Origin of the sequence: Actinophytocola sp., assembly GCF_036555685.1 — a bacterium.
In the GTDB taxonomy this organism is placed as follows: Bacteria; Actinomycetota; Actinomycetes; order Mycobacteriales; family Pseudonocardiaceae; genus Actinophytocola.
Window position 1 is genome coordinate 1 of record NZ_DATBKY010000035.1, and the last position, 12,287, is coordinate 12,287.

Sequence of the window (12,287 nt, forward strand, 5' to 3'; positions counted from 1 at the left end):
GGAGTAGCCGGTCACCGCCCACTGCAGGGTGGTGACGCCGACGCCGACGTCCTCGCTGATCGCGGGCAGCAGGATGCTGACGGCCGACGTGTTCGCGTTGACCACGAGCGTGGAGATGCAGGTCGCGGCCAGCACGCCGGCACCGACCTTCTTCGCGGCCGTCGGGGTCGGGGCGGACGGGGGCGCTTCGTCGGTGCTCACCCGGGCGATTCTCGGCACGCGGCGCCCGGGCGGCTCATCCGTTGCGGGTGACCTTCTCGCCACGGGCCGGCGACCAGGTGCAGAGGGTGAGCTTTCACCCCCGTCGGGTGAAGCTCGCTCGCGAAACGTGATCTCACTATTTCGCGAGCCTGGCCTCGCATGTCGTACCCACAAAACGCGGGCGGGGCCCTGTACGGGGAGGTAACCGTATGAGCGACATCTCCGCGGATCGACCCGCCGCACGCGCTCCCTCGGTGGGCGCGGTCTCGGTCCCCAGACAGCAATGGATCTCCTGGATCGCGCTCGCCTTCCTCACGACCGGATCGGTGGCGAGCCTGCGTGCCGCGCCGACCATGGCCGTCTACGGGCTGGCATGCGTGTTCCTCTACGTCGTGCCGGCCATCCTGTTCCTGCTGCCGCAGTCCCTCGTCGCGGCCGAGCTCGCGTCGGGCTGGTCGGGCGGTGTCTACCGCTGGGTGTCCGAGGGGATGTCCAGCCGGATGGGCCTGCTCGCCGTCTGGTGCCAGTTCGCCATGACGATCTTCTACTACCCCACGCTGCTGGCCTACGTCGCCAGCACGCTCGCCTACGCCATCAACCCCGACCTCGCCTCCAACGGGCTGTACACCGGGGCGATCATCATCATCGTCTACTGGGCGGGGGTCTTCGTCTCGGCGAAAGGCATGAAAGAGGTCGCCAAGCTCGCCTCGAGCGGCCTGGTGATCGGCACGCTGATCCCGGGCGCGCTCCTCGTCGTGATGGGCATCGTCTACCTCGCCCAGGGCAACCCGTCGGCCGCGCCGATGGACGCCGGCCACCTGCTGCCCGCGTGGACCGGCATCGCGAGCCTCGTGCTGATCGTCAACAACTTCCTGTCCTACTCGGGCATGGAGATGAACGCGGTGCACGTCTCCGAGCTCAAGGATCCGGGCCAGGAGTTCCCGCGCTCGATGTTCGTCGCGATCGGACTCGTGCTGCTGATCTTCATCCTGCCGGCCCTCGCGGTCAGCTGGATCGTGCCGGCCGACGGCGTCAGCCTCACCGCCGGGATCATGCAGGCGTTCAGCGAGTTCTTCAGCCACTTCGGCCTGTCGTTCCTGGTGCCGCTCGTCGCGATCGCCCTCGTGTGCGCGGCCACCGGTGGCATGCTCGGCTGGCTCGCCGGTCCGTCGAAAGGCCTGCTGCTGATCGGGAAGAAGGAAGGCTACCTGCCGCCGTTCTTCCAGAAGACCAACAAGCAGGGCATCCAGGTCAACATCCTGGTCAGCCAGGGCGCGCTGACGACCGTCATCGCCCTGATGTACGCGTTCATCCCGGACGTGTCGAGCGCCTACTGGATCCTGTCGGTGATGACCACGCAGGTCTACCTCGTGGTGTACCTGCTGATGTTCGTCGCGGCGGTGCGGTTGCGGCGCAGCCAGCCCGACCACCCGCGCGGCTACCGCGCGCCGATGCTGACGCTGCTGTGCGTCGTGGGCTTCCTCGCGTCGCTCGCGGCGTTCGCGATCGGGTTCATCCCGCCGTCGCAGTTCGGCGAGGGCAACGCGGGCCTGTACGCGGTGCTGATCGTGGCGGGCATCGTGATCATCGGGATCCTGCCGGCGTTCCTGTTCTACGCGATGCGCAAACCCAGCTGGAAGACCGAACCGGAACCGGCGGAGGTGGAGTCATGACGACGAGTGCACCCACGCCGAGTGCGCCCGCGCCGGCGCCGGAACACCAGGGCTGGGCGCAGACCCACCGGTGGGTGATCATCGTGGTGATCGTCGCACTCGCGGTGATCGGGTTGCTCACCTACGGGTATTCCCAGCACAACCAGGAGGCGCAGGCGAAGGCCCAGCAGCTCACCCAGGAGCTGCAGAAGGCCGGCATCACGGTGCCGGCGTCGCAGGACACGATCGTGAACGTCCTGGGCACCGACGGCGGACCGGTCTGCGAGGACCCCGCCGCGGCGCTGCGCAAGGCGCTGGTGGACCAGCAGCTCGTCAACGGCGCCGCCTTCGTCGGGCAGCGTCCCGTCATCGGCGAGGTGCGCCTCCTCGACGGCGCCCGGATCGTGCTGCAGGTGTACTGCCCCGAGAAGGTCGACGCGTTCCGCGACGCGGTCGCCAACTACAAGCTCGACAACGTCGTGAACTACTGAGGATCCCGGGAAAGTCCCCGAGATTCCGGGAGATTCGCGGGATTGCGTGAGAGGAGCGCCATGTCCGTCGACACGCTGCGCGGCACCGTCGCGTCGCTCATGGGCCGGGCACGGGACGACCTCGCCGAGCTCGTCTCGTTCCGATCGGTCGCCAACGCCGACGTCGAGCCGCCCGAGGAGTGCGCGAAGGCCGCGGAGTGGGTCATCGACGCCTTCTCCGACGCCGGCCTCGGCGACATGACCGCGTCGCCGACACCGGACGGCAGCCAGGCGGTGCACGGGTACGCGCCCGGCCCGCCCGGCTCGCCGACCGTGCTGCTGTACTGCCACTACGACGTCCAGCCGCCACTCGGTGCGGACGTCTGGCGCACCCCGATCTGGGAGCTGACCGAAGTGGACGGCCGGTGGCACGGCCGGGGTACGGCCGACTGCAAGGGAAACATCGTCATGCACCTCACGGCGCTGCGTGCGCTCCGCGAGGAGAACGGCGGCTTCCCGTGCTCCATCAAGCTGATCGCGGAGGGCTCGGAGGAGCAGGGCACCGGCGGGCTCGAGGCGTTCGTCCCGGAGAACGCGGAACTGCTCCGCGCGGACGCGATCCTGGTGTGCGACACCGGGAACTTCGCGGTCGGCGTGCCGACGCTGACCACCACGCTGCGCGGCATGACGAGTGTGGACATCCGCCTGCACGCACTGTCGAGCGCCATGCACTCCGGCATGTTCGGCGGCCCGGCGCCCGACCCGGTGCTGGGGCTCATCCAGCTGCTGGCCACGTTGCACGACGAGCACGGCAACACCACGGTCGACGGCCTGGACGCCACGCAGAAGTGGACCGGGGTGGACTACCCGGCCGAGCAGTTCCGTGTGGACGCCAACGTGCTCGACGGCGTTTCGCTGATGGGCGATGGCACGGTCGCGGACCTGTTGTGGGCCCGGCCGTCGGCGACGGTGCTGGGCATCGACATCCCGTCGGTGGCGAGCTCGTCCGCGGCCGTGCAGGCCTCGGCGTCGGCACGGGTGAGCCTGCGGCTACCACCCGGGGTGACCGGCGCGGCGGCACAGGACGCGCTGGTCGACCACCTCCGCTCGCGGGTGCCGTGGCGCATGCACTGCGAGATCGAGCGCGTGGCGGTCGGGGACCCGTTCGTCGGGACGCTGTCCGGGCCCGCGTTCGAGGCCATGAAGTCGGCGATGGAGGACGCGTTCAAGCATCCGATGACGACCGAGGGCCAGGGCGGGTCGATCCCGCTGTGCAACGTCTTCGCCGAGACGTTCCCGGCCGCGGAGATCATGCTGCTCGGCGTGGAGGAGCCGAAATGCCTCATCCACGCACCGAACGAGAGCGTCGACCCGGGCGAGATCGAGAAGACCGCGCTGGCGGAGGCGCTGTTCCTGAGCCGCTACGCGGCGAGCCGGGGACAGTGACCGCCGCTGAACCCACCCGCCGCGGCTCCCCGGCCGATCCGCACGCCGGCGCGTTCGACCTGGTCGCCGGACTGACCGAGCTGCTGCTGCGGTGGAGCTACGAGGGCACCGCGGGCGCCGAACGGATCGTCACCCGCGTCGCCGCCCGCTACGGGCTGCGCGCGGACGTGACGTTCCTGTCCGACGCCGCGGTGCTCACGGTGGGGGAGCGGACGATCGCCCGCGCCGTGACGCCGACCGTGCCGCCGCTGCACCAGGTCAGCGAGTTCAAGCGGCTGCTCGCGGCCATCGGCGGCGGCCGGGTGAGCGCGGCGGAGGCGGCCCGCCGGCTCGTCTTCGGCGGCACGCAGCTGCTGCTGCTCGCGTTCGGCATCATCACCGGTGCCGAGCTCGCCGGTCTGCCCAATGTGGACGCTCTCGACGAGTCCGGGGGCAACCTGCTCGGCTGGTGGGGCACCGTGGCTCGGCATCGTCGTGTTCGGCCTCGCCACGTCGGTCTACTTCTCCGCGCCGCGCGGCACGCTGCCGTGGCTGCTGGTCGTGCTGTTCGCGGCATGGCTCGGACAGCTCGCCGGCGACGCGCTCTTCGGCCCGAACGCCAGCGGGTTCTTCGGTGCGCTCGTGATGGCGCCCGTGGCGCTGGCGATCTCCGACTTGCGGTCCGGCCCGCCGTCGCAGGTGACGTTCCTGCCGGCGTTCTGGCTGCTCGTCCCCGGTGCGCTCGGGCTCATCGGGGTCACCGAGGTCATCGGCAACCCCGCCGCGGCCGGCCTCGAGGACCTCGTCGACCCGGCGGCGTCGATCGTCGCGATCGCGCTGGGCGTGCTGCGCGGCGCGTCGGTGTACCGCGGGGTGGCGGCCGCTCCCGGCCGGCTGCGGCTCGAGTGGCGAAAGGCACGGTCTCACCCCGAAAAGGGGAGGCGGCACGACCCCGGTGGCCCGATCGTGGCGACCGCGGACACCCAGACTCGACGGGAGAACACGATGACGACGCTGACGGTGTGGAAGTTCGACAGCCCTTCGGGCGCCGACCAGGCTGTCAACACCCTGGAGGTCCTGGCCAAGCAGGAGCTGATCGCGATCCACGACGCGGCAACGGTTTCCTGGCCGATGGATGCGAAGAAGCCCAAGACGCGCCAGCTGCGCAACCTCACCGCGGGTGGCGCCATGAGCGGGATGTTCTGGGGCATGCTCTTCGGCCTGATCTTCCTGGTGCCGTTCCTCGGCGCGGCGATCGGCGCCGCCACGGGCGCGCTGGCGGGCTCGCTCGCGGACGTGGGGATCGACGACCAGTTCATCAAGTCGGTGCGCGAACGGATCGAGCCGGGCACCTCGGCACTGTTCCTGATGTCCAGCGACGCGGTGGTGGACAAGGTGAAGGCCGCGATGGCCGACGCCGGGCACAAGCCGGAGCTGCTGCAGTCGAACCTGTCGGAGGAGCAGGAGCAGGCACTGCGCGAGATGATGTCGAGCTGAGCCGGCCGGTTCGCGGGGAGTGGACATGACCAGAGCGCGCACGACCCCACGCTCGACCGCGTGGGTCGGCTGGGTCTGGTTCGCCGCCGTCATGATCATCATGAACGGCGTGTTCAACGCACTGTACGGACTGGTCGCCCTGTTCGACGACGAGTTCTACGCGGTCGGGCCGCGGGGCCTGCTGTTGTTCGACCTCACCCAGTGGGGCTGGATCCTGCTCATCTTCGGGATCCTCTCGGTGCTGGCCGGCGTCGCGCTGATCCGTGGCGCGATGTGGGCCCGCGTCGTGGCGGTCGTCCTGGCCGGCATCAACGCGCTCGCCCACATGAGCTTCATGTCGGCCTACCCCGTGTGGGCGCTGCTCTCCGTCGCGATCGACGTCCTGATCATCTGGGCCATCATCGCCCACGGCGGCGAGATGAAGGACGAGAGCTGGGACTGAGGACAACCGAAAGAGAGGAGCTCCCGGCCGAGGCCGGGAGCTCCACTTTCGCCTACGCGACTTCGGGTTCGGGTTGCCGGGTCCGCCGGTCGCGGCGGCGGAACAGGTGCAAGACGAACGTCAGGATCATCGTGAACACCGTGACCAGGAACGCGGCCAGCAGCGACCACCAGAACGTGTCGATCGTCAGCGCGGACGACATCCAGTCGATCAGCTCGAACAGCGCCGCGTTGATCACGAACGTGAACAGGCCGAGCGACAGGAGCATGAGCGGCAGCGTCAGCAGCGCCAGGATCGACCCCAGCGTGACGTTGACCAGCCCGTAGAGCGCGGCGACCCACAGCAGGGTGAGCGCGCCGCCGTTGATGTGGAAGCCGGGCAGCAGGCCCGCGACCAGCCCGATGGCGATCGCCAGCACGACCCAGCTCACAAGCAGCCTCCGGAACATGGGTGCTCCTATGTGGACTTATGTGGACTGCCACGGCGGCGGCATGCCCGGCGCGCCGGGCATGCCAGGCGCGCCGCCCGAGGGCGGCGGCGCGGCACGCCAGGCACTGCGTGCGACGCCGTTCAGGATCGCCGTGATCGCGATGCCGATGACGAGGTTGATCACGGCCGTGGCGAGCTTGCTCTCCCAGTCGACCGGCAGGCTCAGCGGCACCACGACGGCGATCGCGGTCAGCAGCACCATGATCCAGCTGAAGAATGTCTGGAACCGCGGCGTGGTGACCGACAGCAGCTGCATCAACCCGGTCGCCGCGAGCGCGACCGCGGCCGACACCAGGGCGTAGGTCGTCGTGTTCGCGTTGCCCCACACGCCCTCGCCCTTCGGCGACAGCACCGGCACGTCCAGCACGCCGCGGGCCAGCAGGATGCCCACCACCGCGAGCAGCCCCGCCACCACCGCCGTCGCGACCCCGCCCGCCCACAGCCGCGCGGGGTCGAGTTGACCGTGCCGGGCCCGTGGTGCGCCCATCGGCTCGCGCATCATCGCCTGCCTCCGATCTTGCGCTCCAGCCGCTCGAGCAACAACGGCCCGACCATCAGCACCGCCAGGACCAGTACCACTTCCATGACGTCCGCCATCCCCATTTCCCCAGGCCTGTTTCTAGGCCCGCCGCGCCGCCGAGCGCCGCCGCACGGCGTCGATCACCGCGACGATCCCGAGCACGATCAGCGACACGCCCAGCACCAGCACCAACGTCGCCAGAGAGATGCCCGGCTGCAGCAGCACGACGAACCCGGCCAGCACGCTCAGTACCCCGAGCACCGCCGCCCAGCCCCGGCTGCCCTCGGTCGACCCGCCCACCGCCGCGATGAGCGTCAGCACGCCGCTGACGATCCACCACGATCCGATCAGCAGCGCGATCGCCGCGAGCGTCTGCAGCGGCGAGCGCAGGCACAGCACCCCGGCCAGCAGCGACAGGGCGCCGAGCAGGCCGAACACCACCCGCATCCCGCCCGACGACTCGCTGTCGGCTATCGACCGCAGGATGCAGACGATGCCGTTCACCAGCAGGGTGATCGCGAACAGCCAGGACACGACGACCAACGTCGCGCCCGGCCACACCAGGACCATGATGCCGATGACCAGCATCACCAGGCCGTTGAACAGGTGCAGGCCCCAGTGCCGCCCGGTGGTCGTCGCCACCTGCTCCCACGTCGCGCTCACGCGCGCGTCCGCCATCGGCTGCGCGGCGAAACCGGCCGCTTGCTGCTCGGTCACGTGCTCCGACCTCCCTCCAACCCCCTCGCGCCGACCAAAGCCTGCGCACCCGCGGGATCGCCCACATCACCCGCAACAGGTGGGGTAGGCGGATCACCCCGCGTCATGGCGCTCGGCGAGCACCACGTTCAGCACCTGGCCGAGCACGACCAGCCGGGCCATCAGCGCGAGCCACAGCAGCAGGGCGGCCGCGACGCCGAGCGCGCCGTATAGCTCGGTGGCCCGGGCGAACCGGCCCGGCAGGTAGATCACGGCGACCAGGTGCAGGGCCTCGGCGCCGACGCCGAGCAGCAGGGCCCCCGGCCAGGCCGTCCGCCACCGCGGCGGCCACTCCGGGTTCATCAGGAAGACGCCCAGCAGGACGAAGACCAGCAAGGACGGCAGCGAGGCCACCGCCGGTTGCTTCCCGATCGCCGCGGCGATGACCGGCCCGGCGATGTTGCCTCCCACGACGAGCAGCAGCGCCGCGTTGTAGCGGGCGGCGCGGGCCAGCGCCGCCGTCGGCTTGCGCGAGAGCCGGTGGTGCCACACCCGGTCGTGCACGCGGTCGAACGAACGGGCGAGCGTGAGCCCGGCCCAGGCCAGCAGGACCAGGCCGAGCAGCGCGGTGAGGTAGCGGCCACGCTCGGCCTGGTCGCCGAGCTGGCCGAGCATGCCCGCGGTCAGCGGGCTCATGCCGAGGTCCTGCACCAGCTCCTCGGGCGGCCGGCTCGACGTCTCCGTGAAGCCCAGCGCCGCGGCCGCCAGCAGGCAGCACGGCAGCAGCCAGATGAAGATGCGGAAGGCCAGGGCGCCGGCGAGTATCGCGCCGCCGACCTCGATGTCCTTGGCGACCACCGCGAGGGCGACCGCGAGCGTCGGGCGCTCGTCGGCGGCGGTCAGCACCCGGTCCTGCAACCGGCGGGCGCGGTCCATGAGGCTCGTCACGGCAGCTCATCCCCGGCGGGCGAGGCATGCGCGGGCACGCGCCCGGATGCTGGACCGACGAGTGCAGTGGGAGGCCGACCGTGTCCGAGCAGGTTGATCAGGACCGTGGCGCCGGACTGAGCGCCGACGAGCGCGCCGAGCTGGAGCGACTGCGGGGAGAGATCCAGCAACTGCGCCAGACCCGCACGCACCGAAGGCGGTTCGCGTGGCGGCCCGTGTTGTCCGCGGTGCTCATCGTGCTGGGCTGCCTGCTCGCGCCGGTCGCGCTCGCGACCGTGTGGGTGCACAACCAGGTCGCCGACACCGACCGGTTCGTCGCCACGGCAAGCCCGCTGGTGCGCGACCCGGCCGTGCAGGCGGCGCTGACCAACCGCGTCACCGACGAGATATTCACCCGCATCGACGTGCAGGGCCTCGCGAACGACGCGGTCGACGCGCTGGCTCAGCAGGGCGTGCCGCCGCGGCTCACCGACCGGCTGCACGACCTCACGGGCCCGCTCGCGAGCGGGGTGCGGGGCTTCGTGCACGACCGCGTCGCGCAGCTGTTCGCGAGCGACCAGTTCGCCCGTGCCTTCGACCGGATGATCCGGGTGGCGCACCAGCAGGCGAACGCCGTGCTGTCCGGGTCCTCGTCCGCGATCGGTGTCCAGGGTGACAAGGTGACGCTCGACCTGGCGCCGTTCATCGACGCGGCCAAGCAGCAGATCGCCGAGGCGGGCCTGCCGGCCGTGAACAACATTCCCGAGGTGCACCCGACGATCGCGATCGCGGACGCCTCGAACCTGGTGCGCGCGCGGACGGCGTACTCCACGTTGGACAACCTGGCGACGTGGCTGCCGTGGGTCGCGATCGCCCTGCTGGCGCTGGGCGTCTACCTCGCCCGCAACCACCGGCGCGCGCTCGTGGCGACCGGCCTGGGCTTCGCGGCGAGCATGCTGGTGCTGGCCGCGGCCCTCGTGATCACGCGGAGCGTGCTGGTGAACAACGTGCCGAGCCGGTCCGCCGCACCCACGTCGGCGGCGTTCGAGATCCTCGTCCGCTTCCTGCGCGACGGGCTGCGGACGCTGCTCGTGGTCGGGCTCGTGGTCGCGCTGTTCGCGTTCCTCGCCGGCCCGTCGGTGACGGCGGTGCGCATCCGCGGCGGCGCGGTGCGGTCGCTGGCCTGGCTGCGCGGGCGGACCGGCATGCGTTCGGGCAAGGTCGGCGGCTGGGTGCACACCTACCGCGGCGTGCTTCGTGGCGTGGCGGTCGGGCTCGCGGTGCTGATCTTCGTGTTCCTCGACCGCCCCAGCGGGCTCGCGGTCCTGCTGATCGCGTTGCTGCTGGTGATCTGCCTCGCGGTGATCCAGTTCTTCGACCAGCCGGTGACCGCCGGCCCGACCGCCCGGCCGACGGACACCGGCTGACCGGTTCACGACGTCGTCGTTTCGGTCTCAGTCTCCGGCGTCTCCGTCGTGTCCGCCGTCTCGGTCCCCGTCGTCCCCGTCGTGTCGGTCGGTGTGGTGGTGGCAGACCCCGCGGCGCACACGGTGGCGGCGTCGCCCAAGGACGCCAACAGATCGGTCGCCGCCTGGCGCAGTCCGGCCTTGTTCACCGGCTGCGCGCCGAGCGCGTCCTGGACCCGTTGCAGGGCCTGGCCGGCCTCGTCGAGGTGGGCCTGCGCCTCGGGGCCGAGCGAGCCGCGGGCGTCGGCGAACGACTGGGAGAGGTCGTCCGCGGCGGCCTTGACGTCGCCGACGGTGGCGTCCTGGGTGGCCAACTTGCCGACCTCGGTCACCAGCGCCTGGGCGGCGTCGGCGACGTCGGCACACTCCGGCCGCAGCGACGGCGACGTCTCGGTTGTCGTGGGTGTGGTCGTCGTCGTGGTCTCCTGGCCGGCCTGGTCGTTCGCGGCGGAGGTGCAGCCGGCGAGCGCCAGCGCGGCGCAGCAGAGCACGACGGTGAGGGGGCGAGCTGTCACAGGAGTCATGCTCGGGGAGTACCCGGCAACGCTGCTTCGCATGTTTCGGGTGAGTTCGCCGCCTGCGTCGGAGCCTGGGTCGGGCTTGGTCGTCCTGGACGTGGAGGTGCCCGGGCGGCTGCTGGTCGGTCCGCCCGGGCACGGGGTTCTGGAGGCTTCGGATGGCGCAGCCACCGTCCGTCACCTGCGGCGGAGCGGCATCACCCGATTCGGGTGAACTCACCCGTGGCGGGGGATGACCTTCGTCGCGGTCGAGCGGATCGTGCGGTCGTACGGGTCCGCTCTCTGGAGGTGTTTCGATGAGTGCAAGCGAGTCGGCGTCCGGCGGTGCCGCCGCGGTCATGTCGGCGCTGGGACAGTCGCGCGGCCTGCGGATCGCGTTCGGCGTGGTGACCGTCGTCGCCGGGGTGCTCATCCTGGCCTGGCCGGGCGGCACGCTCGTCGCGGTAGCGATCCTGCTGGGTCTCGACCTGATCATCGGCGGCGTGTTCCGGGCGATCACGGCGTTCACGTTCCCGCAGGACAGCGTGGCGGCCAGGATTCTGTTCCTGTTGCTGGGAATCCTGATGGTGATTCTCGGGATCCTGTGCCTGCGCGCGCCTTTCCAGACGATCGCCGTGCTGGTGCTGCTGTTCGGGATGGCGTGCATCATCGGCGGTGCGCTGGAGCTGTTCCACGGCTTCACGGGTGGTGGCGGCTGGGCCATCGCCGGCGGCGTCGTCGGCATCCTGGTCGGCATCGTCGTGCTGTCGTACCCGGTGTCGTCCGTGTCCACGATGATCTGGCTGTTCGGCATCGCACTCGTCGTGCTGGGCCTGACGGCCATCATCGGCGCCTTCACGCCGGCACGGAGCCGAGCGGCGTCCCCGGCGACCCCACCGCCGGCAACGCCTCCTGCCGCCCCGGCGGCGACGTAGTATCGTCCACAATGGACCGTCCGGCCGTTCGTGAACGGCCGGACGGTTACGCGTTGCATGTGCATCTTCCAGTGCATTTGACCTGCGTGTTTTACTTCTTTGGTCGCACATGCACCGAACAGTGGGTTGACATGCCGTACTGATTACGAAGAGTGACGGTCTTGATAGATCAATTTTATAATCAACGGGAAATTTCTCCGCGAACCTCATGATCGACGGGAGAATTTCGCGTCGGTAGAGGCCACTGCCGCACATCTCCCCGGGCCGATCGGCGGCTAATTCGATCCACGGCGTCCGGCGTACCGTAGAAATGCGTCGGGGCCGTGCCGTGGGCCGTGCGGAACACCCATCAAATCGGTTCGTCCCGCGTTTTCGCCAACGCCACGGTGTCGCCACGATTACGAAATGACGACTCCGCCGAGAGCCGGCGTGTGGGTTCCAGAGAAGTGACGGAAAGCGAACACCCGCGGTTCCCGGCGGCGCGGAAAGAAGTGCGACGAGCCGGTTCGGTCGCGGTTTCGGGTCGGCGCGGTCGCCGATTCCGGACGGACACCACCCGCGCTGGTCGACTGCCCGCCGTCGGTGGCGGTCAGGGGGCCGGGCGGGCTCGCCGGAGCCGGTTCGGCACTGGTGAGCACGGCGGGACACACCCGTCTACGACATCAGTCAGTTGACCGATGTCTTCACACCGGTATCGAACGAGGCTTGCTGAGTCCAACTCATCGCGAGATCGAACGAGACGACAGAGGTCGTGGGGTGAAGTGGTGACCGCTCCGGACTGGCATGACGAGCTGGTACTCGTCGCCGAGCTGGCCAGCGTCAACAACCAGATCGCCAGATTCGTACTCCGGCTGCTCGACGCGGACGCCGGAAGACGAGAGCAAGTAGCCGCGGGTGACGAGTACAGCCTTGGCGGCCGGCTCGTCGACCTGGGCCGCGCGCTGCAGAACCGAGCGGCGTACCGGGCCGCAGGCGACACGGATCGCGATGGTGGGGCCATCGACGACTGTGTAGACCTGCGGCCACGGACGCTCGCGCTGGACAAAGTTCTGAGCCAAAGCGGATGTGGC

Annotated in this window: 14 protein-coding genes and 1 pseudogene; 8 read left to right on the top strand and 7 right to left on the bottom strand. The window is 70.2% G+C overall.

Going from position 1 to position 12,287, the window contains the following annotated elements:
- Window positions 1-201 (bottom strand): annotated as a pseudogene (locus VH969_RS03610) (hypothetical protein); the annotation flags it as partial.
- 209 nt (window positions 202-410) lie between these two features.
- On the opposite strand from VH969_RS03610, the gene gadC reads away from it, so the two are divergent.
- Genes gadC through VH969_RS03625 form a run of 3 tightly spaced genes read left to right on the top strand, consistent with a single transcriptional unit; the run spans window position 411 to window position 3,769 of the window.
- Window positions 411-1,874 (top strand): glutamate/gamma-aminobutyrate antiporter GadC, encoded by a 1,464-nt coding sequence (gadC, locus tag VH969_RS03615; protein ID WP_331970287.1) that lies wholly within the window; start codon window positions 411-413, stop codon window positions 1,872-1,874.
- Window positions 1,871-2,344, top strand: coding sequence for a PilN family protein (locus tag VH969_RS03620; RefSeq protein ID WP_331970290.1), 474 nt, complete (start codon window positions 1,871-1,873; stop codon window positions 2,342-2,344). Before gadC ends, VH969_RS03620 begins: the two co-directional genes overlap by 4 nt.
- A 60-nt stretch (window positions 2,345-2,404) precedes the next feature.
- Window positions 2,405-3,769, top strand: a complete 1,365-nt coding sequence (locus VH969_RS03625; RefSeq protein ID WP_331970293.1) for a dipeptidase — start codon at window positions 2,405-2,407, stop codon at window positions 3,767-3,769.
- 148 nt (window positions 3,770-3,917) lie between these two features.
- Here VH969_RS03625 and VH969_RS03630 read toward each other — a convergent pair whose 3' ends face one another.
- Window positions 3,918-4,148, bottom strand: a complete 231-nt coding sequence (locus tag VH969_RS03630) for a hypothetical protein (RefSeq protein WP_331970296.1) — start codon at window positions 4,146-4,148, stop codon at window positions 3,918-3,920.
- A 95-nt stretch (window positions 4,149-4,243) separates the two neighbouring features.
- Here VH969_RS03630 and VH969_RS03635 point away from each other — a divergent pair, with 95 nt between their 5' ends.
- Together VH969_RS03635 and VH969_RS03640 are read left to right on the top strand one after the other, a co-directional pair.
- Complete coding sequence (locus VH969_RS03635; RefSeq protein WP_331970299.1) at window positions 4,244-5,245, top strand: DUF1269 domain-containing protein; 1,002 nt, start codon at window positions 4,244-4,246, stop codon at window positions 5,243-5,245.
- Between the two features lie 25 nt (window positions 5,246-5,270).
- Entirely contained in the window at window positions 5,271-5,687 is a 417-nt protein-coding gene (locus VH969_RS03640) for a DUF7144 family membrane protein (RefSeq protein WP_331970302.1), read from the top strand.
- 52 nt (window positions 5,688-5,739) lie between these two features.
- Here the strand turns inward: VH969_RS03640 and VH969_RS03645 are convergent, their stop codons facing one another.
- The 4 genes from VH969_RS03645 to VH969_RS03660 all read right to left on the bottom strand — a co-directional run bounded on the left by VH969_RS03645 (window position 5,740) and on the right by VH969_RS03660 (window position 8,340).
- The gene (locus tag VH969_RS03645; protein WP_331970305.1) at window positions 5,740-6,135 is read right to left on the bottom strand and encodes a phage holin family protein; all 396 of its coding nucleotides are present in this window, start codon (window positions 6,133-6,135) and stop codon (window positions 5,740-5,742) included.
- A gap of 18 nt (window positions 6,136-6,153) precedes the next feature.
- Entirely contained in the window at window positions 6,154-6,678 is a 525-nt protein-coding gene (locus VH969_RS03650; protein ID WP_331970309.1) for a DUF6069 family protein, read from the bottom strand.
- A 117-nt stretch (window positions 6,679-6,795) separates the two neighbouring features.
- Window positions 6,796-7,413, bottom strand: coding sequence for an HdeD family acid-resistance protein (locus VH969_RS03655; protein WP_331970312.1), 618 nt, complete (start codon window positions 7,411-7,413; stop codon window positions 6,796-6,798).
- A 93-nt stretch (window positions 7,414-7,506) separates the two neighbouring features.
- Window positions 7,507-8,340: a YhjD/YihY/BrkB family envelope integrity protein gene (locus VH969_RS03660; protein ID WP_331970315.1), complete on the bottom strand. Its 834-nt coding sequence runs from the start codon at window positions 8,338-8,340 to the stop codon at window positions 7,507-7,509.
- A gap of 80 nt (window positions 8,341-8,420) precedes the next feature.
- On the opposite strand from VH969_RS03660, the gene VH969_RS03665 reads away from it, so the two are divergent.
- Window positions 8,421-9,746: a hypothetical protein gene (locus tag VH969_RS03665; RefSeq protein WP_331970318.1), complete on the top strand. Its 1,326-nt coding sequence runs from the start codon at window positions 8,421-8,423 to the stop codon at window positions 9,744-9,746.
- A gap of 5 nt (window positions 9,747-9,751) precedes the next feature.
- Here VH969_RS03665 and VH969_RS03670 read toward each other — a convergent pair whose 3' ends face one another.
- Window positions 9,752-10,300 (bottom strand): hypothetical protein, encoded by a 549-nt coding sequence (locus tag VH969_RS03670; protein ID WP_331970321.1) that lies wholly within the window; start codon window positions 10,298-10,300, stop codon window positions 9,752-9,754.
- 299 nt (window positions 10,301-10,599) lie between these two features.
- On the opposite strand from VH969_RS03670, the gene VH969_RS03675 reads away from it, so the two are divergent.
- On the top strand, window positions 10,600-11,217 hold the full coding sequence (locus VH969_RS03675; RefSeq protein WP_331970324.1) for an HdeD family acid-resistance protein: 618 nt from the start codon (window positions 10,600-10,602) through the stop codon (window positions 11,215-11,217).
- A gap of 764 nt (window positions 11,218-11,981) precedes the next feature.
- On the top strand, window positions 11,982-12,287 hold a 306-nt coding region (locus tag VH969_RS03680; RefSeq protein ID WP_331970327.1), incomplete at its 3' end, for a hypothetical protein.

Coding starts and splice junctions, on each gene's coding strand:
- VH969_RS03620 (WP_331970290.1), top strand. CDS start 1,871: ATGACGACGAGTGCACCCACGCCGAGTGCGCCCGCGCCGGCGCCGGAA.
- VH969_RS03645 (WP_331970305.1), bottom strand. CDS start 6,135: ATGTTCCGGAGGCTGCTTGTGAGCTGGGTCGTGCTGGCGATCGCCATC.
- VH969_RS03675 (WP_331970324.1), top strand. CDS start 10,600: ATGAGTGCAAGCGAGTCGGCGTCCGGCGGTGCCGCCGCGGTCATGTCG.
- gadC (WP_331970287.1), top strand. CDS start 411: ATGAGCGACATCTCCGCGGATCGACCCGCCGCACGCGCTCCCTCGGTG.
- VH969_RS03650 (WP_331970309.1), bottom strand. CDS start 6,678: ATGATGCGCGAGCCGATGGGCGCACCACGGGCCCGGCACGGTCAACTC.
- VH969_RS03625 (WP_331970293.1), top strand. CDS start 2,405: ATGTCCGTCGACACGCTGCGCGGCACCGTCGCGTCGCTCATGGGCCGG.
- VH969_RS03640 (WP_331970302.1), top strand. CDS start 5,271: ATGACCAGAGCGCGCACGACCCCACGCTCGACCGCGTGGGTCGGCTGG.